Origin of the sequence: Pseudomonas sp. 7-41 (genome assembly GCF_021233075.1) — a bacterium.
GTDB lineage: Bacteria > Pseudomonadota > Gammaproteobacteria > Pseudomonadales > Pseudomonadaceae > Aquipseudomonas > Aquipseudomonas veronii.
On the sequence record NZ_CP089551.1, the window covers coordinates 770,857 to 796,184 of the forward strand.

Sequence of the window (25,328 nt, forward strand, 5' to 3'; positions counted from 1 at the left end):
GCCTTTTTTATCAGGCGGCCGGGCTAGCCAGGCCCTGGACCTGCTCGCGGATTTTTGCCGTGGCTTTTGGGCTTGCGATGCTGGCGTAACCCTTGGCCAGTTGCTCGAAGTGCGCTTCGAACAGCCAGTTGCGGTCCTGCGGGTAACGTTGCATATGGCGCAGGTTGCGTTGGCGCAAGGCATTGCGCAGGGCCGACGGGAAGATGCGCAGGTCGGCGATATCGATCAGCGCGAACTCGCCATCATCCATCAGCAGCACGTTGCCCAGGTGCAGCGAGCGGAAGTACACACCACGCTCATGCAATTGGGCCATGAATCGACCGAAGCGCTCGATCAGCGATTCGCGCAGGCTACTGTCCAGGCTTTGAAGGGCCTGGCGCAGGGTCAGGCCGGGCAGTGGCGAGTAGGTGACGGCACTGCTGGCGTCGCGCAGGCTGTACACGCCGAGGATCTGCGGGGTGGGAATGCCCAGGCTGCGTAATTGTTCGGCGTTGTTGGCAAACCGCTCGGAATAAGGGTTGAAGCTGCCCGAGGTGTACCAGCGGCGTGCGCGGAAGACCTTGAGGAAACTGCCGTCTTCCAGGCGCAGGACTTTCGGGCCCAGGCCGTCGGCTTCAATCACATGGGCGTTGTGGCACAGTTGATCGAAGGCCTCGGCCTTGAGGGTTTGCACCGGCATGCGCAGCAGGCTGTGGCGGCGCTGGGCGATGCTCAGGCCGGCGATGATCGCCAAAGGAATCCACAGCAGGAACCAGTGTTCCTTGGGCCGCGACAGGATGCCGCCGCCCTCGGTCAGGCCGGCGCCGATGCCGTAGGCCAGCAGGGAGGACGCAAGGATGAACAGCGGTTGCGCCCGCTCTTTGAGGCTTTTGTACAGGCCCCAGCCGAGCATGAAGATCCACGGGATAAAGCCGATGATGCCGACGTAATACAGCACGCCCAGGGCAAAGCTGTGGGGTTCGCGCAGTTGGAAGCCGTTGGCCTGAGCCAGGGTCAGGTACAGCTCGGAATCGTAGCTGTGGCCGATCCACGGGTGTTCGGCGATGCGCTGCAGCGTCATGCTCCACAGTTCGAAGCGGAACGAACTGCCACGGTTGGTGATCAGTTCAGGGTAGAACAGCAAGAGCGCCGCCGCGCCCAGGACCAAGCCCGCAATCATCAAGACCGAGCGGCGGTTGCGGCTGACAAAACTCATCCACAGGATGGCCAGGGTCAGTGCCACCAGCGGCGTGCGGGAACCGGTGGCCAGCACCGCGAGGGTCATGATTGCCAGGGCCGGTACGCTGAACCACAGCACCTGAAAGCGCTGGCTGGTCATGCAGACATACAACCAGTAGACGCTGAAAAAACCGAACACGTGGGAGCTGAGCAGCGGGTTGTCGAGGGCGCCGCGGCCGCCGATCATGCGTATTTCAAGGCCCGGCTCAAACCCCTTGGCGAAGGCCACCAGGTCACACAGGGTCGCCACCAGTGCGATCACTGCCGCACTGAAGAACACGGGCTTGAACAGGTCGTTGCGGTAATGCAGCAACAGCCCGCAGCCGCCAAACAACATGAACGTGTGCAGCGGTCGCTTGAACAGGTCGGTGTCGGGATGAAACTCCGGGCTCCAGAACAGGCTGGTCAGGGCCCAGGCGGAGAAGACCAGGAATGCGATGGCCAGCGGCTCACGCAGCAATTCCATGAATTCCCTGGGGCGCAGGCACAACAGCAACAAGGTCGGCGCGCTGAACAGGACGTAGTAGAACCTGTGCAGCACGTTGCGATTGGTGACGAAGAACAGCGAACTCAGCAGAAGCAACAAGCCAATGGGCAAAATCCATAGGACCAGGAAGTCGAAGACGCGATTTGAGCCATAGGTAAGACGCTTGCACTGCATACGGTAAAAGCCATTTCAGAAATAGAAAGCCGACCATCTTAGAGTAGTGGCTATATAATGTCGCCGGTTGGATTTCGCCGGCCCGCGGGTCATGTGGGGTGCAAGTACAACAGAGAAGCTGTGCTAAAGTCAGCCTCCTTTTTTAAAACGCCGCGTGATATGACCGACTCCAGTCCGAGCGCAAGCCCTTCGAGCTTGAAAATATACTTCCGCCTGCTCAGTTACGTCAGGCCCTATGCGGGTTTGTTCGCGCTGAGTATTGTCGGATTTCTGATTTTCGCGTCGACCCAGCCGATGCTGGGGTACATCCTCAAGTACTTTGTCGACGGCCTTTCGAACCCGCAAGCCGTGTTGTTCCCCAGCGTGCCGTTCCTGCGCGACCTGCAATTGCTGCAGGCCGTGCCGCTGCTGATCATCCTGATCGCCGCCTGGCAGGGCCTGGGTTCGTTCCTCGGTAACTACCTGCTGGCCAAGGTTTCCCTGGGCCTGGTCCACGACCTGCGGGTGCAACTGTTCAACAACCTGCTGACGCTGCCCAACCGCTACTTCGACAATCACAACTCCGGGCACCTGATTTCCCGCATCACCTTCAACGTGACCATGGTCACGGGGGCGGCGACCGATGCGATCAAGGTGGTGATTCGCGAAGGCATGACCGTGATCTTCCTGTTCGCTTCGCTGCTGTTCATGAACTGGCGCCTGACGCTGGTGATGATCGCCATCCTGCCGTTGATTGCGGTGATGGTCAGCACGGCCAGCAAGAAATTCCGCAAACAGAGCAAGAAGATCCAGGTGGCCATGGGCGACGTGACCCACGTGGCGTCTGAAACCATCCAGGGTTACCGCGTCGTGCGCAGCTTCGGCGGCGAGATCTACGAGGAAAAACGCTTCCTCAAGGCCAGCCAGAGCAACACCAACAAGCAACTGCGCATGACCCGCACCGGGGCGATCTACACCCCGGCGCTGCAACTGGTGATCTACACCGCCATGGCCGTGCTGATGTTCCTGGTGCTTTACCTGCGCGGCGACGCATCGGCGGGCGACATGGTGGCCTACATCACTTTGGCCGGTCTGCTGCCTAAGCCGATCCGCCAGTTGTCGGAAGTCAGTTCGACCATCCAGAAGGGTGTGGCGGGCGCCGAGAGCATTTTCGAACAGCTGGACGAAGAGGCTGAAGTCGACAACGGCACGATCGAGCGCGACAAGGTCAGCGGCCATCTGGAAGTGCGTCACCTCAACTTCACCTATCCCGGCACCGAACGTCCTGTACTCAAGGACATCAGCTTTACCGCCGAGCCTGGGCAGATGATCGCCCTGGTGGGGCGCTCGGGCAGTGGCAAGTCGACCCTGGCCAGCCTGATCCCGCGTTTCTACCACCATGCAAGCGGTGAAATCCTGCTCGATGGCGTCGAGATCGAAGACTACAAACTGCTCAACCTGCGCAAGCACATCGCCCAGGTGACCCAGCACGTGACCCTGTTCAGCGACACGGTGACCAACAACATCGCCTACGGCGACCTGGCCGGCGCACCACGGGCCGACGTCGAAGCCGCCGCGATGGATGCCAACGCCAAGGACTTCATCGACCAGTTGCCTAAAGGCTTCGACACCCAGGTCGGCGAAAACGGCGTGCTGCTGTCCGGCGGTCAACGCCAGCGCCTGGCAATTGCCCGCGCCCTGCTCAAGAATGCGCCGCTGCTGATTCTCGACGAGGCCACCTCGGCCCTCGACACCGAGTCCGAGCGCCACATTCAGGCGGCGCTGGACAAGGTCATGCAAGGCCGCACGACCCTGGTGATCGCGCACCGCCTGTCCACCATCGAGAAGGCCGACCTGATCCTGGTGATGGACGACGGGCGTATTGTCGAGCGCGGCACCCACGGTCAATTGCTTGCACAGAACGGCTACTACGCCCGCCTGCATGCCATGGGCCTGGATGCCCCGGTGTCGGCGGATATCACCTGATACCCTTGGTGGGGCGGGCAATCCGCCTCACCAACGTTCCTGCAACATCTTCTGTCACACCCCCACAAGCCTTCTGTAACCCTGTGCTAATATCGCGCCCCTGTTCATTTTGTATGTGGGTTGCTCCATGAAGTTGTCCATGCCGCGATTCGATCAAGCCCCTGTCTTGGTGGTCGGCGATGTCATGCTCGACCGTTACTGGCATGGCGGAACCTCACGGATTTCCCCTGAGGCGCCGGTACCGGTAGTCAAGGTCGAGCAAATCGAAGACCGTCCAGGTGGCGCTGCCAACGTTGCCCTCAATATTGCCGCCCTCGGCGCCCCTGCCTCCCTGGTGGGCGTGACCGGCGACGACGAAGCCGCCGACAGCCTGGCCAACAGCCTGCGCGGTGCCGGCGTGCGCGCGCTGTTCCAGCGCATCGCCCATCAGCCGACCATCGTCAAGCTGCGGGTCATGAGCCGTCACCAGCAATTGCTGCGCATCGATTTCGAAGAACCCTTCGCCACCGACGCCCTGGCCCTCAGCGCGCAGGTCGATGAGTTGCTCGAAGGCATCAAGGTGCTGGTGTTGTCCGACTACGGCAAAGGCGCGCTGAAGAACCACCAGATGCTGATCCAGGCCGCCAAGGCCCGCAATATTCCGGTGCTGGCCGATCCCAAGGGCAAGGACTTCTCGATTTATCGCGGCGCCAGCCTGATCACGCCGAACCTCAGCGAGTTCGAAGCCATCGTCGGCGGTTGCGCCGATGAGCACGAACTGGTGAGCAAGGGCGCGACGCTGATGGCCGAACTGGACCTGGGCGCCTTGCTGGTGACCCGTGGCGAACACGGCATGACCTTGCTGCGCCCGGGCTATGCGGCGATGCACCTGCCGGCGCGTGCGCGTGAAGTGTTCGACGTCACCGGCGCCGGCGACACCGTGATTTCCACCCTGGCCGCCTCCATCGCGGCCGGCGAGGAATTGCCCCACGCCGTGGCCCTGGCCAACCTGGCAGCGGGCATCGTGGTCGGCAAGCTCGGCACCGCCGCGATCAGCGCGCCCGAACTGCGCCGTGCGATCCAGCGTTCCGAAGGCTCCGAGCGTGGGGTGTTGAGTCTCGAGCAATTGCTGCTGGCGATTGACGACGCGCGCGCCCACAACGAAAGCATTGTGTTCACCAATGGCTGTTTCGACATCCTGCATGCCGGTCATGTGACGTACCTGGAACAGGCGCGCGCCCAAGGCGATCGCCTGATCGTCGCGGTCAATGACGATGCGTCGGTCAGCCGCCTGAAAGGTCCGGGCCGCCCGATCAACAGTGTCGACCGACGCATGGCGGTCCTGGCCGGCCTGGGTGCGGTGGACTGGGTGATCAGCTTCCCCGAAGCCACCCCGGAAAACCTGCTGGCCCAGGTCAAGCCCGATGTGCTGGTCAAGGGCGGCGACTATTCCGTCGACCAGGTGGTCGGCGCCGACATCGTCAGCGCCTACGGCGGCAAGGTCAAAGTGCTGGGGTTGGTTGAGAACAGCTCGACGACCGCGATCGTGGAAAAAATCCGCAATCACGAATAAGGCTTGCGGCCGTAGGCGCGGGCCTGCTCGCTCCTACGGTCTGGCCTTCTTTGGCACGATCTTGCGCAACATCTGCCGGGCCTTGCCGGTCAGGCGCTTGAGCTTCGACTCTTTCTCCGGGACGGCCAGGCCTTGCTGCCTGAGCCAATCCTTCCAACGAATCCGCTCGTCGCGCACCACCCAGCCGTCCTGCTGGGCGAAGCTCTCCGCCAGGTACAAACCCCGCGTGCTCGCCGGGTACAGCTGATCTTTCTTGACCGTATACAGTTCGGCGAGCGGCTGCCCGTCCTTCAAGGGCATCAGGTACAGGTCCGGGCGCTGGCGGTCCAGGCGCGCGACCAGTTGATCGCCTTCGAGTCGCTCATCCACATGGAACAGGCTCAAGGATTTGGCTTCCTTGGGCACCTCCAGGCGCAAGTCATAAATCAATTGCAGCGAGGCCGTAGGCAAGTGGACGTAGGCCCGTGGGCGCTCGATCAGTTGCGTGGTCGCGCAGCGCACCGGGCGGGCCGCGCCGGACAAGGGGCTCAAGCGAAACGGCAAGGCTTCGCGGTAGTGCAGCGCGGCGGAGTAGGGCGCCGGCAGCCAGGTGTCGTTGAAGCGCCCGCTGAGCCAGCCTTCGGGCGTCTCCAGCAGGCACTCTTCGGCGATTTCCTGGATGGCGGTGTGCAGCGGCAGGTTCAGCTCATGGGCGGGGACGTAGCCGGAAATCAGCTTGAGCACCACGTCGCCACGGTCCTGGCGGCGTTGGCGCACCAGCACCCAGTAATCCTTGTTTTGCCAATGCAGGGTCAAACGCACCGACACGCCGAGGTTGGCCAGCTCGAGGGCGAAACGCTCCGGGTCTGTCACTTCTACCGGCTTGCGCCGTTGCAGGGTCTGGGCAAAGTTGAGCGGCATGCCGACGCTCTGGTAGCTCAGGCCTTCGGGGGTGGCTTCGACATGCAGTGGCAGAGTCTTGAAGTTGCTGGGGTTTTTTCTTATGAGCGTTCGCGACATGTCGGCTCCTTCTTACGTCGGGGCGGCCGCGTCGGCGGCATCAGAGTTGACGAATGACCTGGGCAGCGGTCGCCACGTTGTGAGCCAGGTGCAGCGGATTAATGGTCCCGACAATAGCACTGGCGACACCCGTTTGCGCAAACAACAACATGAAACTGGCACGTATGGGGTCCATTCCCGGTTCCAGGCAGACGTGGCCGCTGGCGAGGGCTTTTTTCACCAGGATGCCTTTGCCATGGGCGGCCGCATAATCAATGACGGCTTTCTCGGCCTGTTCGTTCAGATTGTAGGTGACCATTGCGCAATCGCCCTGTTCCAGAGCCTTCACGCCGCCTTCGACGGTTTTGCCGGAGAAGCCGAAACCGCGGATTTTGCCCTCTCGTTTCAAGTCCGCGAGGGTCTGGTACACCTCGCAGTCGTTGAGAATGTGCAGGTCGTTGCCGTCGGAATGCACCAGCACCAGGTCGATAAAGTCGGTTTCCAGTCGTTTCAGGCTGCGTTCGATCGACATCCGGGTATGGGCCGCGCTGAAGTCGTGACGGGACACGCCGTTGTCGAATTCTTCGCCGACCTTGCTGACAATCACCCACTCGTTGCGCTGGCCCCGCAACAGCGGCCCCAGGCGTTCTTCGCTGCGGCCATAGGCCGGCGCGGTATCGATCAGGTTGATGCCCAACTGACGGGCCTGGCGCAGCAGCAGGCGCGCTTCGTCGTCATCGGGAATCTGGAAGCCGCTGGGGTATTTCACCCCTTGGTCGCGACCGAGCTTGACGGTGCCCAGGCCCAGCGGCGACACCAGCAGGCCGGTACTGCCCAGCGGGCGGTGCAGGTCGTGCAGGGTGGGCAGGCTCATGGCAACAGTTGCTCCCAGGCCGGTTGGCCGATGGCGGGTTTGGGCAGCTCGGGCAGCGGGGTGGCGGGGCCGGGTTGGATGCCATCGCGTTCGAGGGCGTGGAGCACCCGGTCGGCGAAGTCCGGTGCCAGGGCCAGCTTGGTCGGCCAGCCCACGAGCAGGCGGCCCTGTTCGGCGAGGAAGGCGTTGTCGGGGCGAGTCAGGCCCGATTGCAGCGGCTCGGCACGTTCGACGCGCAGGGTGGCCCATTCGGTGTGGCTCATGTCGATCCACGGCAGCAGAAGCGCCAACTCGTGCTGCGCGGTGGCGATCTGCTCCTGTGGCGTGCGTGCTACGCCGTCGGCCTCGGCGATGTCGCCGCCCATGTACCACACCCAGTTGCCATCGGCGGCCGGGTGCGTTGTCACGGTGAGGCGCGGTTTGGTGCCGCCGCCCAGGCAGTGGGCGTACAGCGGTTTCAGGCCTGGGCCTTTGGCGATGATCATGTGCAGCGCACGCTTTTGCATGGCCGGCTCGCTCAGGCCCAGAGCGGCGAGCAGATCGGCAGTGCCGCCGCCGGCGCTCAAGACGATGCGCTGGGCGCGGATCTCGCGGCCGTCGACTTTCAGACCGACCAATGCGTCGTTTTCCCGCAGCGGTTCGATGTGTTGTCCGGCGAGCAAACCATCGCCGGCCAACTGCGCCAGGCGTCCGATCAGGCTCGGCACGTCGACCACCAATTCCGACAGGCGATAGACCTTGCCCTTGAAGCGGCGGTCTTGCAGGGCTGGCGGCAGGGCGTCGCCCTTGACCTGATCGACGCGGCCGCGCACGGCCTTGCTGGCGAAGAAGCTGGTGAGGTTGCCGGCGAGCGTGCCAGGGGACCACAGGTAATGGGCTTCGGAGAGCAGGCGCACGCCGGTCAGGTCCAGTTCGCCGTGACCGGCCAGGGCCTCACGCCAGCGCCGCGGCATATCGGCAATCGCTTCGGAGGCGCCGGTGAGTGCACCGTGCAGCGCGTATTTCGCACCGCCATGAATGATGCCTTGGGACTTCACGCTTTGCCCGCCTCCCAGGGTGGCGTTTTCCACCACCACCGTGGAAAACCCCTGGCGGCGCAGGCGCGCATTCAGCCAGAGGCCGGCAACTCCGGCGCCGACAATCAGAACGTCGGTGGAAATAACGGATGGCATGGGCAACCTCAGTGTTCAAATCAAGGTGCCAAGTATACAGACTCAACGAATGGATCTTTGCGCGGGATCAATATTGACGCGTGAGGTCAGTGCCCCGCCGTTTTCGAGAACAGTTGAATCACCACCACGCCCAACACAATCAAGCCCATCCCCAGCATTGCCGGCAGATCGAGCTTCTGCCCATAGATGAACAGCGCCGCGACGCTGACCATCACGATGCCCATCCCAGCCCACACGGCATACGCCACGCCGACCGGCACTGTACGCACCACCAGGGTCAGCATCCAGAACGCCACGCCGTAGCCGACGATCACCAGCAGCAGTGGGATCGGTGTGCTCCAGCCCTTGATGGCTTTCATGGAAACGGTGGCGATGACTTCCGAGCAGATGGCGATGGCCAGGTAGTAGTAGGCAGGGGTCATGGTGCGGTCCTCGGTGTGTAGCGCGCTGGATAAGGTCGGCATTCTAGAGGCTCGTCAGATGGGGTAAAGTCATTACCTATCCGAATTAAAGATGGGTTGTGCCATGAATGTGCAGTGGAACCTGGAACAGATGCGCCTGTTCGTCAGCGTCGCCGAGCAGCGTTCTTTTTCGGCGGTAGCGCGTCAGCAGCGCAAGGCTCAGTCGGCAGTCAGCAACGGGATCGCCTTGCTGGAAGCGGACCTGGGCGTCAGCCTGTTTGAACGAAGCAGCGGCCGCCAGCCGCGCTTGACCGAAGCCGGCACGGTGCTGCTCGAAGAGGCTCGGGAAGTGCTGCGCCAGTGCGAACGCCTCAATGGCCGCGCACTGTCGTTGGTGCGCGGCGAAGAAGCCTGCCTGCGCCTGGCCCAGGATGAAGCGATGCTGTACCAGCCGGTCCTCGACAGTCTCGACGCCTTGGCCGGCCAGTTTCCCAACCTCGAGGTGCAGCTTTCCAGCGCTGCCCAGGGCGATGTCGCACGCAAACTGGTGGAGCGCAGGGCCGACCTGGGCATGTTGTTCTATCACGATCAAATCCCCGAAGCGTTGGAGCGGCGGGTCGTCGGCAGTGTGGAAATGGTCACGGTGTGCGGGCGTCGCCATCCGCTGGCGGCGCAGCAAACCGTGGACTGCCAGGGGTTGGCGCAGTATCGCCAGTTGCTGATGTCGACCCAGACCAGCGTCTACCCCGGCAGCGAGGCCGCCAGCCCGCAGGTGTGGCGCGCCGACAGCTTCTACGTGCTGGCCGAATGGCTTATCCGTGGCCTGGGTTGGGCCTGGTTGCCCCGGCATGTGGTGCAATACCCCGCGTACCAGAACCAAATGGTCGAACTCGACAGCGAATGGACCCCGCCGGCGCTTGTGGTCGAGCTGGTGTGGCGCCGCGATGAACCCCTGGGCCCTGCCGCACGCTTTCTCGCCGAGCGTTTTGCCGAGTGCTTGCAGGCGATCGATTGAAAAAGCCGATAAACTCCGCCGCCATGAATAGAACTCTCTACAGCTGTCTGTTTTACCTGGCGCTGCCGTTGGTGGCTTTACGTCTATGGCTGCGCGCGCGCAAGGCGCCGGCCTACGCCAAGCGCGTGGGCGAGCGCTTTTCCTACGGCTTGCCGCGGATGCAACCGGGCGGGATCTGGGTGCATGCGGTGTCGGTGGGCGAAAGCATCGCCGCCGCGCCGATGATCCGTGGCCTGCTGGAGCGTTACCCGCAGTTGCCGATGACGGTCACCTGCATGACGCCCACCGGCTCCGAGCGTATCCAGGCATTGTTCGCCGATGAACCGCGCGTCCAGCATTGCTACTTGCCCTATGACTTGCCCTGCGCGGCCAAGCGTTTTCTCGACCGTGTCCAGCCCAAACTGGCCGTGATCATGGAGACCGAGCTGTGGCCCAACCACATCCACGCCTGCGCCCAGCGCGGGATTCCGGTGGCGCTGGCCAATGCACGCTTGTCGGCGCGTTCGGCCAAGGGCTACGCACGTTTTGCCAAACTGACGGCGCCGATGCTGGCAGAAATGAGTCTGATCGCCGTGCAGACCGAGACTGAGGCCGAGCGTTTCCGCAGCCTGGGGGCGCGTGCGGACACGGTGCAAGTGACCGGCTCGATCAAGTTCGACCTGACCATCGACCCGCAACTGCTGGCGCGCGCGGCCGCGTTGCGCGAACAGTGGGGCGCCGGCGAGCGCCCGGTGTGGATCGCCGCCAGTACCCACGAAGGCGAAGATGAGGTGGTGCTGGCGGCCCATCGCCAACTGCTCGCCAGCTATCCCAATGCGCTGCTGATTCTGGTGCCGCGTCATCAGGAACGCTTCGGCCCGATGTTTGAGCTGTGCGAGCGACAAGGGTTCGCCACGGTGCGTCGTTCCAGCGGCGAGCCGGTCACCGCGCACACCGCCGTGTTGCTCGGCGACACCATGGGCGAGTTGCTGTTTTTGTATGCCTTGGCCGACAGCGCGTTGGTGGGTGGCAGCCTGGTCGCGACCGGCGGGCACAACCCGCTGGAACCGGCGGCGTTGGGCAAGCCAGTGATCATGGGGCCGCACCGGTTCAACTTCCTCGAAATCAGCGCAATGCTGCGCGACGCCGGGGCGTTGCGTGAGGTGGATGATGCCGAAGGTTTGGCCGAGGCCGTGCGGCAGCTGTTCGAGCTACCGCAGGATGCCCAGCGGATGGCGCAGGCGGGGCTTAAGGTGATGCAGGCCAACCAGGGCGCTTTGAAGCGATTGTTGGATGGCCTTGATCGCTTGATAACTCACTGACGCAATGCCGATCCAAATGTGGAAGGGAGCAAGCCCCTTCCCACATTGGTTCTGTGGTGCGATCAATAACCCGGGCGGGCCTTGAGCTGCTCGGCGGCGGCCTTGGCCAGGTCCGGCGGCAGGAAGTCGCGGTCCGGGTTGTAGTCGGCCTTGAGATAGCGCGTCAGGTCTTGCAGGTCCCCAGGGTTCAACGTGCCGGCTGCCTGCTTCAAGCGCAGGTTGTCGAGGATGTAGTCGTAGCGGCTGTTGTTGTAGTTGCGCACCGACGCATAGAGCTGGCGCTGGGCGTCGAGCACGTCGACGATATTGCGCGTACCCACCTGATAACCGATTTCCGTGGCTTCCACCGCGCTCTGGTTGGAGATGATCGACTGGCGGCGTGCCTGCACCTGCTCCACGTCGGTGTTGACCGCGCGGTGCAGGTTGCGCGTGTTTTCCACCACCTGGCGGCGCAGGCCTTCGCGTTGCTGCTCGGTCTGGCCCAGGCGCGAGTACGATTCGCGCACTTGCGAGCTGGTCAGGCCACCGCTGTACAGCGGGATATTCAGGCGCAGGCCAATGGTGCGTTGCGAGACATCGCCGCCATAAGGCGTGCCGAAGGCATTCGGGTTGCTGAAGCCGAGCGCGTCGTTATCGCCCTTTTCATACTGCGCCACGGCGTCCAGGGTCGGCGCATGCCCGGCCTTGCGCTGCTTGAGGGTTTCCTCGGCGGCGGTGACGGCGTAGTTGCTGGCGAGCAGGTTCAGGTTCTGGCGGCCGGCGGTTTCGACCCAGGCCTTGGCGTCGTTCGGCAGCGGCGGCAGCACCGGCAGTGTATGCACAATGCCCTGGATCGAATTGTATTGACGGTTGGTCAGCGCGATCAGTGCTTCGAAAGCGTCGTCCACCTGGCGTTGCGCGACGATCCGGTTGGCCCGCGCGGTGTCGTAGCTGGCCTGGGATTGCAGCACGTCGGTCTTGTCTGACAGGCCCACGTCGAAGCGCTCGTTGGACTGGTCCAGTTGGCGCTTGAAGGCGCTTTCTTCGGCCTTGGTGGAGGCCAGGTTGTCCTGGGCGCGCAGCACGGCGAAGTAGTTCTCGGCGCTTTGCAGGATCAGGTTCTGTTCGGTGGCTGAAAGTTGCAGCGCAGCCTGTTCGTTGACGGCTTCGGCGGCTTGCAGTTGGAACCAGCGGTCGGCGCGGAACAGCGGCTGGCTCAAGGTCGCACGCCAGGAATGCGCGTCGCGGTTGGCGGTGGCGGCCGGGGTGTCGATCTGGGTGCGCGAATTGTTGATATCGGCACCGGCCGACAGGTTGGGCAGCAAACCGGCGCGGGCCTGGGGCACCACTTCTTTCTGCGCACCGTACTGGGCGCGGGCGGCGGCCAGGTCGGCGTTGTTGTCCACCGCTTCCTGGTAGACGCTGACCAGGTCGGTTCGGGCGGACAAGGGCGCTTCAGCTGCCCAGACCATTCCGTTGGTCGCACAAGACACGGCGAGAGCCAGTGAGAGTTTGCGCAGCATGAATTGATCCCTAGTTTTAATATTACGATGATAATTTAACGCCCAAGGCTACGGTTGGCCATTCCTGGCGTCAAGCGTCGGGGCAGTCACCGAGTGTAGTGGTGGTTACACGGCGCAACAATCCTGCAATTGCGCCATTCATCACGCTGAATGCTCCGTTATTGGCAATTTGCCCTCACCCTGTCTAGACTGGCCGGGTTCTTGTCGGGGTGCCTTGTTGGAAGGCTGAGATCGGTAAATACCGGATCCCGTTGAACCTGATCAGGTTAACGCCTGCGTAGGGAACAAGATTTCTCGTCACCCGGCGAGTCCTCTTGTGCTTTGTCCGGGATGTTGTTCGACCTTCGAACAACCCTCGAGTACCCAGCACAGCACTGCTTCCAGTGCGTCCATCCGCCACAGGTTCGCTCCGACAAAAATCCACCGCCTGGATAGTTGGAGAGCCCGTGATGAGTACAAAACCAAAAAATACCGTGCATTTGAGTGAATCGGCCAAGGTCGACTCCGGCTCCGTGCAACCGTTTACCCGCTCGCAGAAAATCTACGTGCAAGGCACCCGTCCGGACATCCGCGTGCCGATGCGTGAAATCAGCCTCGACGTCACCCCCACCGATTTCGGTGGTGAGATCAACGCCCCCGTGGTGGTCTACGACACCTCCGGCCCCTACACCGACCCCAACGTCATCATCGATGTGCGCAAGGGCCTGGGCGATGTGCGCTCGCCGTGGATCGAGTCGCGTGGCGACACCGAACGCCTGTCGGGCCTGAGCTCGCACTTCGGCCAGCAACGCCTGACCGATGCCGAACTGACTGCGCTGCGCTTCGCCCATGTGAAGAACCCGCGCCGCGCCAAGGCCGGTGCCAACGTCACGCAGATGCACTATGCGCGCAAAGGCATCATCACCGCCGAGATGGAATACGTCGCCATCCGCGAAAACATGAAGCTCGAAGAAGCCCGCGCCAGCGGCCTGCTCGACCAGCAACACGCCGGCTACAGCTTCGGCGCCAGCGTGCCGAAGATCATCACCCCGGAATTCGTGCGCGAAGAAATCGCCCGCGGCCGCGCGATCATCCCGGCCAACATCAACCACACCGAACTGGAACCGATGATCATCGGCCGTAACTTCCTGGTGAAGATCAACGGCAACATCGGCAACAGCGCCCTGGGCTCGTCCATCGAAGAAGAAGTGGCGAAACTGACCTGGGGCATTCGCTGGGGCTCGGACACGGTGATGGACCTGTCCACCGGCAAACACATCCACGAAACCCGCGAGTGGATCATCCGCAACTCGCCGGTGCCGATCGGCACAGTGCCGATCTACCAGGCCCTGGAGAAAGTCGGCGGCGCCGCTGAAGACCTGACCTGGGAGCTGTTCCGCGACACCCTGATCGAACAGGCCGAGCAGGGCGTCGACTACTTCACCATCCACGCCGGCGTGCTGCTGCGCTACGTTCCGCTGACCGCCAAGCGCGTTACCGGCATCGTCTCCCGCGGCGGCTCGATCATGGCCAAGTGGTGCCTGGCGCACCACAAAGAGAACTTCACCTACACGCATTTCGACGAAATCTGCGAAATCATGAAGGCCTATGACGTCAGCTTCTCCTTAGGCGACGGTCTGCGCCCGGGTTCGATCGCCGACGCCAACGACGCCGCGCAATTCGGCGAGCTGGAAACCCTCGGCGAGCTGACCAAGATCGCCTGGAAGCACGACGTGCAAACCATGATCGAAGGCCCCGGCCACGTGCCGATGCAACTGATCAAGGAGAACATGGACAAGCAGCTCGAATGCTGCGACGAGGCGCCGTTCTACACCCTCGGCCCGCTGACCACCGACATCGCGCCGGGCTACGACCACATCACCTCCGGCATCGGTGCGGCGATGATCGGTTGGTTCGGTTGCGCCATGCTCTGCTACGTCACACCCAAGGAACACTTGGGTCTGCCGAACAAGGATGACGTGAAGACCGGGATCATCACTTACAAGATCGCCGCCCATGCAGCCGATCTCGCGAAAGGTCATCCGGGCGCGCAGATCCGCGATAACGCACTGAGCAAGGCACGCTTCGAGTTCCGTTGGGAAGACCAGTTCAACCTCGGCCTCGACCCGGACACCGCGCGTTCGTATCACGACGAAACCCTGCCGAAGGACTCGGCCAAGGTCGCGCATTTCTGCTCGATGTGCGGGCCGAAGTTCTGCTCGATGAAAATCACCCAGGAAGTGCGTGAGTACGCGGCCAACCAGCGCATCGATGCGGTGGATGTGGAGGTGGCCAAGGGCTTGGCCGAGCAGGCTGAGCGGTTCAAGCAGGAAGGCAGCCAGCTCTACAAGAAGGTCTGATCCGAGGTTGTAGGCGCTTTCAAGGGCCTTATCGGGGGCAAGCCCCCTCCCACATTTGAATTGTGAACACATTCAAGTGTGGGAGGGGGCTTGCCCCCGATAACAATCTTTCAAACAACAAATGCCCCTCAGAGATTCCATCCTTGAGCATTCAACCCAGCACCTATTCCCCCGATATCGCGGTGTCTGCTGACAAACGCGTGTTCGGCACCCGCGATCTGTTTTCCCTGTGGTTCTCCCTCGGCATCGGCCTGATGGTCCTGCAAACCGGCGCGCTGCTCGCGCCCGGCCTGGGCCTGGCCGGTGGGTTGCTGGCGATTTTCCTCGGCACCCTGGTCGGCGTGCTGCTGCTCGCCGCTGTCGGCGTGATCGGCAGCGACACCGGGCTGTCCGCCATGGCCGCGCTCAAGCTCAGCCTCGGCGCCAAAGGCGCGAGCCTGCCGGCATTGTTGAACCTGCTGCAACTGATCGGTTGGGGCGCGTTTGAAATCATCGTCATGCGCGATGCCGCCAGCCTGTTGGGCGCGCGGGCCTTCAGCGACGCCAGCCTGTTGGCCAGCCCGATGCTGTGGACCCTGTTTTTCGGTGGCCTGGCGACCTTGCTGGCGGTCAGTGGCCCGCTGACGTTCGTGCGCCAGATCCTGCGTAAATGGGGCATCTGGCTGCTGCTCGCGGGCTGCCTGTGGTTGACCTGGAACCTATTCGCCAAAGCCGATCTCGCCACGCTATGGGCCCAGGCCGGTGACGGTTCGATGCCCTTCGCGGTGGGGTTTGATATCGCCATCGCCATGCCGCTGTCGTGGCTGCCGCTGATCGCCGATTATTCGCGCTTCGGCAAACGTGCGAAAAGCGTGTTCGGCGGCACGGCGCTGGGCTTTTTTATCGGCAATTTCTGGCTGATGAGCCTGGGCGTGGCCTACACCCTGGCGTTTGCGCCGAGCGGTGAAGTCAACGCGCTGTTGCTGGCGCTGGCCGGCGCGGGGCTGGGGATTCCGTTGTTGCTGATCCTGTTGGATGAGTCGGAAAACGCCTTTGCCGATATTCACTCGGCGGCCGTCTCCAGCGGGATTCTGTTGCGCCTGAAGGTCGAGCACCTGGCCTTGGCCATCGGTGTGCTCTGCACGTTGATCGCCTGCTTTGCTCCGTTGGCGCAGTACCAGAACTTTCTGCTGTTGATCGGTTCGGTATTCGCGCCGCTGTTTGGCGTGGTGCTGGTCGATCATTTCATCCTGCGCCGCCGCGGCCAGGGCGCGCTTGCCACGCTACGCTGGACGGCGTTGCTGGCCTGGCTGGGCGGCATCGGCACCTACCACTTGCTGGCCAACCTGTATCCGGATATCGGCGCGACCCTGCCGGCACTGGCGCTGGCAGGGCTGTTGCAGTTCATCCTCGGGCGCGTCTTCAGCGGCGCGCGGGCACCAGCTCAGGCTTGATGATGCCTTCCAGGCGCGAGTAAGGAATCTGCAACTCGATGTGGCCCAGGGCATACGGCGCGATCGTGGTGGTGGGGTACTTGAGGGTCACGCTGGCGGAGGTCAGCGCCACGTTCGGGGTTTTCTGGAACGGGTAGCGCTTGACGAACTCCGGCTCCAGGCTCAGGCGGGTGCTGATCAGCCAGCTGTTGTGCGCCACCTGGGCGGCCTTCCAGAATGCTTCTTCCTTGCCGGGCAGCAGCATGTCGCTCAGCGACAGGGCTTTTTGCTGCGGGCGCGAATAGTTGATGAAGGCGCGGCCCGGTTCGCCGTGGGTGGCGCCCTGGTCCAGGTAGCTGGACAGTTCGATGATCACCAAGCCGTCATGCTGCTCGCGTACCTTGGCCTGCAAGTACATGCTGTTGCGTGGCGCGGCGGTGCTCAGGAACTGCTCGCGATACGTCGCCAGGCTCGACGGCAACGGGTCGCTCGACCGGGTGCGGGTCATTTCCAGCAGGCGTTGTTCGATCAGTGCGTCGAGCTTGGGCTCCTTGGCAAAATGCACGGTGTCGATATTCACCAGCGGGCAATCGGCGTTGGCGCAGTCCGGCTTGCTTTGCTCGCTGGCGTCGCGGGTGGCTTCCAGCGGGGTGCTGTAGTTCGGTTGGAACAGGCTCTGGCAGGCGCCGAGCGTCAAGGCGATACACGCCACGGAGGCGATTTTTAAAAGTGACATGTAGGGTCTTCGTCCGTCGATAAGAGCGAAATTCGTGGAGCTTCGACTACCGGCATGGCAGTCAGTTCGCCACTAAGCTCATTAGAGTGAGTTTGACGCCCGCCGTCTATCCCGGCAACCGTAAAGGGGCTGCGCCAACGGGCAGGAGCGCGTTAGGATGGCGCCAATTGCACGGGCATAACGAGGAAGGATATGACGGACATCGCGAAATCGACGCCGAGCACGATCGAGATTGTTCAGCGCGACAATGCCTATCAGGGTTTCTACAAGCTCGATCGCGTGCAACTGCGCCACGAAAAATTCGACGGCGGCATGAGCCGGGTGATCAACCGCGAGGTCTTCGTGCGGCATGACGCCGTGTGCGTGCTGCCCTACGACCCGCAGCGCGATGAAGTGGTGCTGATCGAGCAGTTTCGCGTCGGCGCCATGGGCCGTGCCGCCAACCCGTGGCTGGTGGAAATGGTCGCCGGCCTGATCGACAAGGACGAACAACCGGAGGAGGTTGCACACCGCGAAGCCGAGGAGGAAGCTGGACTGACATTCTCCGCACTGTGGCCGATCACCCAATATTTCCCTTCGCCCGGCGGCAGTACCGAATTCGTCCACTTGTACCTGGGCCGTTGCGACAGCTCGGGCGCCGGTGGCGTTCATGGACTGGAAGAAGAGGCAGAAGATATCCGCGTCAGCACCTGGGCTTTCGAAGATGCCTTGCAAGCGGTGCGTGATGGTCGGATATCCAATGCGCCCAGCATTATTGCCTTGCAATGGCTAGCGCTCAATCGCGCGGAAGTGAGGGGGTTATGGCAGTAAAGGCACGGGAACGATACCGGGTTGACCTGATCGGGCTGCAAGCCGCCTGCGAGGCCAACTATGCGCGGCTGATGCGCCTGCTGCCGGACATGCGCCACACGCCCGAGGCACGGCGCATCGCCGTGACCCATGGCGACCAGATGCTCGGCGTGCTGACCCTGGAAGTCATCGTCAATTGCCCGTACACCACCACTCTGCGCGTGCGCCAGGAGCACAGCCTGCCATGGCTGCCGGTGCCGCAACTGGAAGTGCAGGTGTACCACGATGCGCGAATGGCCGAAGTCATCAGCGCCGAACATGCGCGACGCTTTCGCAGCATCTATCCTTACCCCAATGTGTTCATGCACCAGCCCGATGAGAAAGCACAGCTCAATGTGTTCCTCGGAGAATGGTTGAGTCACTGTCTGGCCCTGGGCCACGAGTTCGAAGTCGTGCGGTAGATGTGAACTGCATCTGCTTCCCTGGGTTTCCTCTTTGTGTCCTGCCCCAGCATAATCGCGCCATACGTCCATTCCTGTGATTGCCTTGGGAGAGCACCTTGCCCCGCGTACCCACCGTGACCCCCGATGCACCGGCAGTGCTGGTGCAACTGTCCGACAGCCATCTGTTTGCCGAGGCCGACGCCACGCTGGTGGGCATGAACACCCGCGAGAGCTTGCAACGGGTGATCGGCCTGGTGCGCGAGCAGCAGCCCCGGATCGACTTGCTGCTGGCCACGGGGGACTTGTCCCAGGACGGTACGCTGGCGTCCTATCAGCACTTCCGGGAGATGACCGCACCCTTTGGCGTGCCGGCGCGCTGGATTCCCGGCAACCACGATGAGCCGCAGATCATGGCCCACGCCGCCCTGCACAGCGACCTGCTGGAACCGGTGGTCGACATCGGCAATTGGCGCATTACCCTGCTCGACTCCGCCGTACCCGGTTCGGTGCCGGGTTATCTGCAGGACAGCCAGCTGCAACTGCTGGCCCAAGCCTTGAGCGAAGCGCCGCACCGCCATCATCTGGTGTGTTTCCACCATCATCCGGTGCCCGTCGGCTGTGCGTGGATGGAACCCATCGGCCTGCGCAACCCCGAGGCACTGTTTGCCGTGCTGGACCGTTTCCCTCAGGTCCGGGCCTTGCTCTGGGGGCATGTACACCAGGAGATCGACCGCGAGCGCAACGGCGTGCGCCTGCTGGCGTCGCCGTCCACCTGCATCCAGTTCACGCCGGGCAGCGAGGACTTCAACGTCAGCACCGAGGCGCCGGGCTATCGCTGGCTGCGTCTGCATGCCGACGGGCGGTTGGAGACCGGGGTGGAACGGGTCAAAGGCTTTGCCTTTACCGTGGATTACGCCAGCAACGGCTACTGAAGGTGGGAGGGGAAGACAGGGGACTCACCACTCCGATCCCTGTAAACTGCGCCTTTTTGGCGCAAGCACGGAGAGCCCGGCATGTCCGCTTCGATCCTGTATATCCACGGTTTCAACAGCGCGCCTGCGTCGAACAAGGCCAGCCAGTTGATCCGCGTGATGGACACCCTCGGCCTGGCCGACCAACTGCGCGTGCCGGCCCTGCATCACCACCCTCGCCAGGCGATTCCTCAATTGGAGGCGGCCATCGCAGAACTGGGGCGGCCGCTGCTGGTCGGCAGCTCGCTCGGCGGCTACTATGCAACCTGTCTTGCCGAGCGCCATGGCCTCAAGGCGCTGCTGGTCAACCCGGCGGTCAGCCCCCATCGGATGTTCGACGGTTACCTGGGCACCCAGAAGAACCTCTATACCGATGAAACCTGGGAACTGACCCACGATCACGTCACGGCGCTGGCCGAGCTGGAAGTCCCGGCGCCCCAGGATGCCGCGCGTTATCAGGTGTGGTTGCAGACCGGGGACGAAACCCTGGATTATCGCCTCGCCCAGCAGTATTACCGGGCCTGTGCCTTGCGCATCCAGGCCGGTGGCGACCACGGTTACCAGGGGTTTGCCCGGCAGTTGCCGGCGTTGTTGAGCTTTGCCGGCATTGGCGCGGATCAGTATCAATCCTTCGATTTCTCGGCACTGTAATTGCCTTGGAAACCGCAGGTCACTTTTTAATCGAACGACTCACGACGAGACCCCATGGCCACTCCCAGCGCTAGCTCTTATAACGCCGACGCCATCGAAGTCCTCTCGGGCCTCGACCCGGTGCGCAAACGCCCCGGCATGTACACCGACACCAGTCGGCCGAACCACCTTGCCCAGGAAGTCATCGACAACAGCGTCGACGAAGCCTTGGCCGGGCACGCCAAGTCGGTGCATGTCATTCTCCACGCTGACCACTCCCTGGAGGTGTCCGACGACGGTCGCGGCATGCCGGTGGACATTCACCCGGAAGAGGGGGTGTCGGGCGTCGAGCTGATCCTCACCAAGCTGCACGCCGGCGGCAAGTTCTCCAACAAGAACTACCAGTTCTCCGGCGGCTTGCACGGTGTCGGTATTTCCGTGGTCAACGCCCTGTCGACGTTGGTGCGGGTGCGGGTCAAGCGCGACGGCAACGAATACGAGATGACCTTCGCCGATGGCTACAAAGCCACCGACCTGCAGGTGATCGGCACCGTTGGCAAGCGCAACACCGGCACCAGCGTGTACTTCGCCCCGGACCCGAAATACTTCGATTCGCCGAAATTCTCCATCAGCCGCCTCAAGCATGTGCTCAAGGCCAAGGCCGTGTTGTGCCCGGGCCTGCTGGTCACCTTTGAAGACAAAGGCAGCGGCGAAAAGGTCGAGTGGCACTACGAAGACGGCCTGCGCTCCTACCTGGAAGACGCCGTCAGCGATTTCGAACGCCTGCCCAACGAGCCGTTCTGCGGCAGCCTGGCCGGGAACAAAGAAGCCGTCGACTGGGCGCTGCTGTGGTTGCCTGAAGGCGGCGACAGCGTGCAGGAAAGCTACGTCAACCTGATCCCTACCGCCCAGGGCGGCACCCACGTCAACGGCTTGCGCCAGGGCCTGCTCGACGCCATGCGCGAGTTCTGCGAATACCGCAGCCTGCTGCCGCGCGGCGTGAAGCTGGCGCCGGAAGACGTGTGGGAGCGCATCGCGTTCGTGCTGTCGATGAAAATGCAGGAGCCGCAATTCTCCGGTCAGACCAAAGAGCGTTTGTCGTCCCGCGAGGCGGCGGCGTTTGTCTCCGGTGTGGTCAAGGATGCGTTCAGCCTGTGGCTCAACGAGCACCCGGAATTGGGCCTGGCCCTGGCGGAGCTGGCGATCAACAACGCCGGCCGTCGCCTCAAGGCCAGCAAGAAGGTCGAGCGCAAACGCATCACGGCGGGCCCGGCACTGCCGGGCAAGCTGGCCGATTGCGCCGGGCAGGACCCGATGCGCTCCGAGCTGTTCCTGGTGGAAGGTGACTCCGCCGGCGGTTCCGCCAAGCAAGCGCGGGACAAGGAATTCCAGGCGATCCTGCCGTTGCGCGGCAAGATCCTCAACACCTGGGAAGTCGACGGCAGCGAAGTCCTGGCCAGCCAGGAAGTGCACAACATCGCCGTGGCCATCGGCGTCGACCCCGGCGCGGCGGACATGAGCCAGTTGCGCTACGGCAAGATCTGCATCCTCGCCGACGCCGACTCCGACGGTCTGCACATCGCCACCTTGCTGTGCGCGCTGTTCGTGCAGCACTTCCGCCCGTTGGTGGACGCCGGTCACGTCTACGTCGCGATGCCGCCGCTGTACCGTATCGACCTGGGCAAGGAGATTTTCTACGCCCTCGACGAAGGCGAGCGCGATGGCATCCTCGACCGCCTGATCGCCGAGAAGAAACGCGGCAAGCCGCAGGTCACGCGATTCAAAGGCCTGGGTGAGATGAACCCGCCGCAACTGCGCGAAACCACCATGGACCCGAACACGCGGCGCCTGGTGCAGTTGACCCTGGACGACTTCGCTGCCACCTCGGAAATGATGGACATGCTGCTGGCGAAGAAACGCGCGCCGGACCGCAAGTCCTGGCTGGAGTCCAAGGGCAACCTCGCCGAGGTCCTGGGCTGATGCGTACAGGTTTCGCCCTGGCGATCCTGATGTTGAGCGGGTTGGCGGCCACCCAGGCGGTCGCCGCGCCCGTGGCTGAGCTCAAGCTGGTGTCCGAACACCCGGTGGACGGCATGCGCGGCGGTAACCTGTCGGGCCTGGCTTTGTGTGGCAACGCGTTGTGGACGGTTTCCGACCGCGACGACGACCAGATCTACCGCCTGGATATCAGCGCGCCGACCTGGCAGGCCGAAACGGTCAAGCTCGACGTGCCGCCCGTGCCTGACTCCGGCCTGCCCTGGGGGCTGCGTTCGCGCACCAAGGCGGCGTCGCTGATTCGCGGTGGCGACCTGGATTTTGAAGGCATCGGCTGCGATGCCGCGGGTAACCGCTACGTGGTCAGCGAAGCCCATGCGGCGGTGCTGAAAGTGCCGGCGAGCGGTGCGCCCGAGTGGTTGAAGATCGCCCCCGGCATGGTGCGTGAGGCCCGCGCCAGCGGCATGTTGCTGCATTTCAATGCGTTGTTCGAAGGCCTCGCGGTGAACCCCGAGGGCAATCAGATCTGGCTGGCGGCGGAGCGTGAACGGCGCGGGCTGATTTCCATCAAGCGCCAGCAAAGCGTGTGGGATTGCGCGGGCGCGTGCGTGCTGTTGAGCGAGGCCGGCCAGGAAGTGCAGCCGGCGCAGTTCCCCAGTGCCAAGGCGGTGTCCAAGGACTTTTCCGACCTGGCGCTGTTCAACGGTAAGTTGTTTACCCTGGAGCGCAATGCGTTCCAGATTTGTCGGCGCGATGCGGTCACGGCCAAGGTCGAGCTGTGCTGGTCGTTCGCCGACGAGACCCTGACGCCCGAACGGCGCTACGCCCAGCCTTATGGCCTGGCCGAAGCCCTGGTGCTGGACGCAGACGGTGCCTGGTTGGGCATCGACAATAATTTCGGCGCCCGCGCCGATGGCGAAAAACGCCCGGTGGTCTATCGTTTCGCCGCCCCCGCCGGTGGCTGGAGCGCCCAGCCATGAGCCACCCCTGTTTTGAATTGACCCGGCGCCGCGGCATTTCCGCTGCGCCTTACCAAACAATGATGAGGCCCGCATGAGTGACATCCTCGCAGACAGCTTAGACGGCGTAGAACGCCGGTCGCTGGCTGACTTCACCGAAAATGCCTACCTCAACTACTCCATGTACGTGATCATGGACCGTGCCTTGCCGCATATCGGCGACGGCCTGAAGCCCGTACAACGGCGCATCATCTACGCCATGAGTGAGTTGGGCCTGGACGCTGATTCCAAGCACAAGAAGTCGGCGCGTACCGTCGGTGACGTGCTCGGTAAGTTCCACCCCCACGGCGACTCGGCCTGCTATGAAGCCATGGTGCTGATGGCCCAGCCGTTCAGCTACCGCTACACGCTGGTGGATGGCCAGGGGAACTGGGGTGCGCCGGATGATCCCAAGTCTTTCGCGGCCATGCGTTACACCGAGGCGCGCCTGTCGCGTTATTCGGAAGTGCTGCTCAGCGAACTGGGCCAGGGCACCGCGAACTGGGGCCCGAACTTCGACGGTACCCTCGACGAGCCCCTGGTGCTGCCGGCACGTTTGCCGAACATCCTGCTCAATGGCACCACCGGCATTGCCGTCGGCATGGCCACCGACGTACCGCCGCACAACCTGCGGGAAGTCGCCACGGCCTGCGTGCGCTTGCTCGATGAACCCAAAGCCACGGTCGAGCAGCTCTGCGAGCACATCCAGGGCCCGGATTACCCGACCGAAGCGGAAATCATCACGCCGCGTGCCGACCTGCTGAAAATGTACGAAACCGGCAAGGGCTCGGTGCGTATGCGCGCCGTGTACCACGTCGAAGACGGCGACATCATCGTCACCGCGTTGCCGCATCAGGTGTCCGGCGCCAAGGTGCTGGAACAGATCGCCGCGCTGATGCAGGCCAAACCGTCGAAATTGCCGCAGGTCGCTGACCTGCGCGACGAGTCCGACCACGAAAACCCGTGCCGCATCGTGATTATTCCGACCAACAGCCGGGTCGACCATGAAGTGCTGATGCAGCATCTGTTCGCCAGCACGGACTTGGAGTCCAGCTACCGGGTCAACATCAACATCATCGGCCTGGACGGCAAGCCGCAGCTGAAGAACCTGCGCAATCTGCTGGTGGAGTGGCTGGAGTTCCGCGTCCAGACCGTGCGTCGTCGCCTGCAGTTCCGCCTGGACAAGGTCGAGCGCCGCCTGCACCTGTTGGACGGCTTGCTGATTGCCTACCTCAACCTGGATGAAGTGATCCACATCATCCGTACCGCCGAGCACCCGAAAGCCGAGCTGATCGCGCGTTTCGAGCTGAGCGAGATCCAGGCCGACTACATCCTCGACACCCGCTTGCGTCAGTTGGCGCGATTGGAAGAAATGAAGCTGCGCGACGAACAGGACGCGTTGCTCAAGGAGCAAGCCAAGCTGCAAGCCCTGCTGGGCAGCGAAACCAAGCTCAAGAAGCTGGTGCGCAGCGAGCTGATCAAAGACGCCGAGACCTATGGCGACGACCGCCGTTCACCGATCGTTGAGCGCGCCGAAGCGAAAGCGCTGACAGAAACCGAGCTGCTGCCAAACGAGAAAATTACTGTCGTTCTGTCGGAAAAGGGTTGGGTCCGTTCCGCCAAGGGGCATGATATCGATGCGACCGGCTTGTCGTACAAGGCTGGCGACGGCTTCAAGACCGCCGCCGCCGGGCGGTCCAACCAGTTTGCGGTGTTTATCGACTCCACCGGGCGCAGTTACTCGGTGCCGGCCCACACCTTGCCGTCTGCGCGCGGGCAGGGCGAGCCGTTGACCGGGCGCCTGACGCCGCCACCGGGGGCGAGTTTCGAATGCGTGCTGCTGCCGGACGACGACTCGCTGTATGTGATCGCCTCCGACGCGGGTTACGGCTTTGTGGTCAAGGGTGAAGACCTGCAGGCCAAGAACAAAGCAGGTAAAGCACTGTTGAGCCTGCCGAATAACGCCAAGGTGATCCTGCCGCGGCCGGTGGACGATCGCGAGGGTAATTGGCTGGCGTCGGTGACCACAGAAGGGCGTTTGCTGGTGTTCAAGATCAGCGACCTGCCGCAGTTGGGCAAAGGCAAAGGCAACAAGATCATTGGTATTCCCGGCGAGCGGGTGGCCAGTCGCGAAGAGTACGTGACAGACATCGCAGTGATCCCGGAAGGCTCTACCCTGGTGCTACAGGCCGGCAAGCGCACGTTGTCGCTGCGCCCTGACGACCTTGAGCACTACAAGGGCGAGCGTGGCCGACGCGGTAATAAACTGCCTCGTGGCTTCCAGCGCGTGGATGCTTTACTGGTGGAAACGCCGGTTTAGCGCGGATTAGAGCTCTTGATCTACGATTTAACGCGTAGATCGACGCTTTCGCGCTG

General features: G+C 63.0%; 20 protein-coding genes and 1 riboswitch. Of the genes, 13 read left to right on the plus strand and 7 right to left on the minus strand.

Going from position 1 to position 25,328, the window contains the following annotated elements; all coding sequences use genetic code 11:
• Window positions 1–10: 10 nt before the first annotated feature.
• Entirely contained in the window at window positions 11–1,879 is a 1,869-nt protein-coding gene (locus LQ249_RS03300) for a bifunctional O-antigen ligase/aminoglycoside phosphotransferase family protein (protein WP_232566191.1), read from the minus strand.
• Between the two features lie 159 nt (window positions 1,880–2,038).
• Between LQ249_RS03300 and msbA the strand changes: the two genes are divergently transcribed.
• Window positions 2,039–3,844: a lipid A export permease/ATP-binding protein MsbA gene (msbA, locus tag LQ249_RS03305; protein WP_046384924.1), complete on the plus strand. Its 1,806-nt coding sequence runs from the start codon at window positions 2,039–2,041 to the stop codon at window positions 3,842–3,844.
• 127 nt (window positions 3,845–3,971) lie between these two features.
• Window positions 3,972–5,396, plus strand: a complete 1,425-nt coding sequence (gene hldE / locus LQ249_RS03310; RefSeq protein ID WP_026140386.1) for a bifunctional D-glycero-beta-D-manno-heptose-7-phosphate kinase/D-glycero-beta-D-manno-heptose 1-phosphate adenylyltransferase HldE — start codon at window positions 3,972–3,974, stop codon at window positions 5,394–5,396.
• A gap of 33 nt (window positions 5,397–5,429) precedes the next feature.
• Here hldE and LQ249_RS03315 read toward each other — a convergent pair whose 3' ends face one another.
• The 4 genes from LQ249_RS03315 to LQ249_RS03330 form a co-directional block, all read right to left on the minus strand.
• Window positions 5,430–6,395 carry a hypothetical protein gene (locus LQ249_RS03315; RefSeq protein WP_017849789.1) on the minus strand — a complete coding sequence of 322 codons (966 nt, stop codon included), beginning with the start codon at window positions 6,393–6,395 and terminating at the stop codon, window positions 5,430–5,432.
• A gap of 40 nt (window positions 6,396–6,435) precedes the next feature.
• Complete coding sequence (locus tag LQ249_RS03320; RefSeq protein ID WP_017849788.1) at window positions 6,436–7,248, minus strand: aldo/keto reductase; 813 nt, start codon at window positions 7,246–7,248, stop codon at window positions 6,436–6,438.
• Complete coding sequence (locus LQ249_RS03325; RefSeq protein ID WP_046384922.1) at window positions 7,245–8,420, minus strand: NAD(P)/FAD-dependent oxidoreductase; 1,176 nt, start codon at window positions 8,418–8,420, stop codon at window positions 7,245–7,247. Before LQ249_RS03325 ends, LQ249_RS03320 begins: the two co-directional genes overlap by 4 nt.
• Window positions 8,421–8,506: 86 nt before the next feature.
• Window positions 8,507–8,842, minus strand: coding sequence for a DMT family transporter (locus tag LQ249_RS03330; protein WP_026140385.1), 336 nt, complete (start codon window positions 8,840–8,842; stop codon window positions 8,507–8,509).
• Window positions 8,843–8,945: 103 nt separating this feature from the next.
• On the opposite strand from LQ249_RS03330, the gene LQ249_RS03335 reads away from it, so the two are divergent.
• Entirely contained in the window at window positions 8,946–9,836 is an 891-nt protein-coding gene (locus LQ249_RS03335) for a LysR family transcriptional regulator (RefSeq protein WP_017849785.1), read from the plus strand.
• A 23-nt stretch (window positions 9,837–9,859) separates the two neighbouring features.
• Window positions 9,860–11,137: a lipid IV(A) 3-deoxy-D-manno-octulosonic acid transferase gene (gene waaA / locus LQ249_RS03340; protein ID WP_108526088.1), complete on the plus strand. Its 1,278-nt coding sequence runs from the start codon at window positions 9,860–9,862 to the stop codon at window positions 11,135–11,137.
• Between the two features lie 62 nt (window positions 11,138–11,199).
• On the opposite strand, the gene LQ249_RS03345 is transcribed toward waaA, so the two are convergent.
• On the minus strand, window positions 11,200–12,639 hold the full coding sequence (locus LQ249_RS03345) for a TolC family outer membrane protein (protein ID WP_046384920.1): 1,440 nt from the start codon (window positions 12,637–12,639) through the stop codon (window positions 11,200–11,202).
• Window positions 12,640–12,834: 195 nt separating this feature from the next.
• A riboswitch (TPP riboswitch) is annotated at window positions 12,835–12,940 on the plus strand.
• 148 nt (window positions 12,941–13,088) lie between these two features.
• On the opposite strand from LQ249_RS03345, the gene thiC reads away from it, so the two are divergent.
• Together thiC and cytX are read left to right on the plus strand one after the other, a co-directional pair.
• Entirely contained in the window at window positions 13,089–14,978 is a 1,890-nt protein-coding gene (gene thiC, locus LQ249_RS03350) for a phosphomethylpyrimidine synthase ThiC (protein ID WP_046384919.1), read from the plus strand.
• Window positions 14,979–15,121: 143 nt separating this feature from the next.
• On the plus strand, window positions 15,122–16,411 hold the full coding sequence (gene cytX, locus LQ249_RS03355; RefSeq protein ID WP_232566192.1) for a putative hydroxymethylpyrimidine transporter CytX: 1,290 nt from the start codon (window positions 15,122–15,124) through the stop codon (window positions 16,409–16,411).
• Here the strand turns inward: cytX and LQ249_RS03360 are convergent.
• Window positions 16,380–17,126, minus strand: coding sequence for an RsiV family protein (locus LQ249_RS03360; RefSeq protein WP_046384917.1), 747 nt, complete (start codon window positions 17,124–17,126; stop codon window positions 16,380–16,382). The genes cytX and LQ249_RS03360 overlap by 32 nt on opposite strands.
• A 192-nt stretch (window positions 17,127–17,318) precedes the next feature.
• Between LQ249_RS03360 and LQ249_RS03365 the strand changes: the two genes are divergently transcribed.
• The 7 genes from LQ249_RS03365 to parC all read left to right on the plus strand — a co-directional run bounded on the left by LQ249_RS03365 (window position 17,319) and on the right by parC (window position 25,272).
• Complete coding sequence (locus LQ249_RS03365) at window positions 17,319–17,936, plus strand: NUDIX domain-containing protein (RefSeq protein ID WP_017849779.1); 618 nt, start codon at window positions 17,319–17,321, stop codon at window positions 17,934–17,936.
• Entirely contained in the window at window positions 17,927–18,376 is a 450-nt protein-coding gene (locus LQ249_RS03370; RefSeq protein WP_003209507.1) for a DUF1249 domain-containing protein, read from the plus strand. The genes LQ249_RS03365 and LQ249_RS03370 overlap by 10 nt, the downstream gene beginning before the upstream one ends.
• A gap of 98 nt (window positions 18,377–18,474) precedes the next feature.
• A complete protein-coding gene (cpdA, locus tag LQ249_RS03375) occupies window positions 18,475–19,290 on the plus strand; it encodes a 3',5'-cyclic-AMP phosphodiesterase (RefSeq protein WP_169881377.1) in 816 nt (271 codons plus the stop codon).
• 81 nt (window positions 19,291–19,371) lie between these two features.
• Window positions 19,372–19,980 (plus strand): YqiA/YcfP family alpha/beta fold hydrolase, encoded by a 609-nt coding sequence (locus tag LQ249_RS03380; RefSeq protein ID WP_017849777.1) that lies wholly within the window; start codon window positions 19,372–19,374, stop codon window positions 19,978–19,980.
• 54 nt (window positions 19,981–20,034) lie between these two features.
• Window positions 20,035–21,939: a DNA topoisomerase IV subunit B gene (parE, locus tag LQ249_RS03385; RefSeq protein ID WP_057003668.1), complete on the plus strand. Its 1,905-nt coding sequence runs from the start codon at window positions 20,035–20,037 to the stop codon at window positions 21,937–21,939.
• On the plus strand, window positions 21,939–22,934 hold the full coding sequence (locus LQ249_RS03390) for an esterase-like activity of phytase family protein (RefSeq protein ID WP_108526096.1): 996 nt from the start codon (window positions 21,939–21,941) through the stop codon (window positions 22,932–22,934). Before parE ends, LQ249_RS03390 begins: the two co-directional genes overlap by 1 nt.
• A 73-nt stretch (window positions 22,935–23,007) precedes the next feature.
• Window positions 23,008–25,272, plus strand: coding sequence for a DNA topoisomerase IV subunit A (gene parC / locus LQ249_RS03395; protein WP_017849774.1), 2,265 nt, complete (start codon window positions 23,008–23,010; stop codon window positions 25,270–25,272).
• The last annotated feature ends 56 nt before the right edge of the window (window positions 25,273–25,328 follow it).

Excerpts from the sequence above, each read along its gene's own strand:
- LQ249_RS03300 (WP_232566191.1), bottom strand. The coding sequence starts at position 1,879 with ATGCAGTGCAAGCGTCTTACCTATGGCTCAAATCGCGTCTTCGACTTC.
- msbA (WP_046384924.1), top strand. The coding sequence starts at position 2,039 with ATGACCGACTCCAGTCCGAGCGCAAGCCCTTCGAGCTTGAAAATATAC.
- hldE (WP_026140386.1), top strand. The coding sequence starts at position 3,972 with ATGAAGTTGTCCATGCCGCGATTCGATCAAGCCCCTGTCTTGGTGGTC.
- LQ249_RS03315 (WP_017849789.1), bottom strand. The coding sequence starts at position 6,395 with ATGTCGCGAACGCTCATAAGAAAAAACCCCAGCAACTTCAAGACTCTG.
- LQ249_RS03320 (WP_017849788.1), bottom strand. The coding sequence starts at position 7,248 with ATGAGCCTGCCCACCCTGCACGACCTGCACCGCCCGCTGGGCAGTACC.
- LQ249_RS03325 (WP_046384922.1), bottom strand. The coding sequence starts at position 8,420 with ATGCCATCCGTTATTTCCACCGACGTTCTGATTGTCGGCGCCGGAGTT.
- LQ249_RS03330 (WP_026140385.1), bottom strand. The coding sequence starts at position 8,842 with ATGACCCCTGCCTACTACTACCTGGCCATCGCCATCTGCTCGGAAGTC.
- LQ249_RS03335 (WP_017849785.1), top strand. The coding sequence starts at position 8,946 with ATGAATGTGCAGTGGAACCTGGAACAGATGCGCCTGTTCGTCAGCGTC.
- waaA (WP_108526088.1), top strand. The coding sequence starts at position 9,860 with ATGAATAGAACTCTCTACAGCTGTCTGTTTTACCTGGCGCTGCCGTTG.
- LQ249_RS03345 (WP_046384920.1), bottom strand. The coding sequence starts at position 12,639 with ATGCTGCGCAAACTCTCACTGGCTCTCGCCGTGTCTTGTGCGACCAAC.
- thiC (WP_046384919.1), top strand. The coding sequence starts at position 13,089 with ATGAGTACAAAACCAAAAAATACCGTGCATTTGAGTGAATCGGCCAAG.
- LQ249_RS03360 (WP_046384917.1), bottom strand. The coding sequence starts at position 17,126 with ATGTCACTTTTAAAAATCGCCTCCGTGGCGTGTATCGCCTTGACGCTC.
- LQ249_RS03365 (WP_017849779.1), top strand. The coding sequence starts at position 17,319 with ATGACGGACATCGCGAAATCGACGCCGAGCACGATCGAGATTGTTCAG.
- LQ249_RS03370 (WP_003209507.1), top strand. The coding sequence starts at position 17,927 with ATGGCAGTAAAGGCACGGGAACGATACCGGGTTGACCTGATCGGGCTG.
- LQ249_RS03380 (WP_017849777.1), top strand. The coding sequence starts at position 19,372 with ATGTCCGCTTCGATCCTGTATATCCACGGTTTCAACAGCGCGCCTGCG.
- parE (WP_057003668.1), top strand. The coding sequence starts at position 20,035 with ATGGCCACTCCCAGCGCTAGCTCTTATAACGCCGACGCCATCGAAGTC.
- LQ249_RS03390 (WP_108526096.1), top strand. The coding sequence starts at position 21,939 with ATGCGTACAGGTTTCGCCCTGGCGATCCTGATGTTGAGCGGGTTGGCG.
- parC (WP_017849774.1), top strand. The coding sequence starts at position 23,008 with ATGAGTGACATCCTCGCAGACAGCTTAGACGGCGTAGAACGCCGGTCG.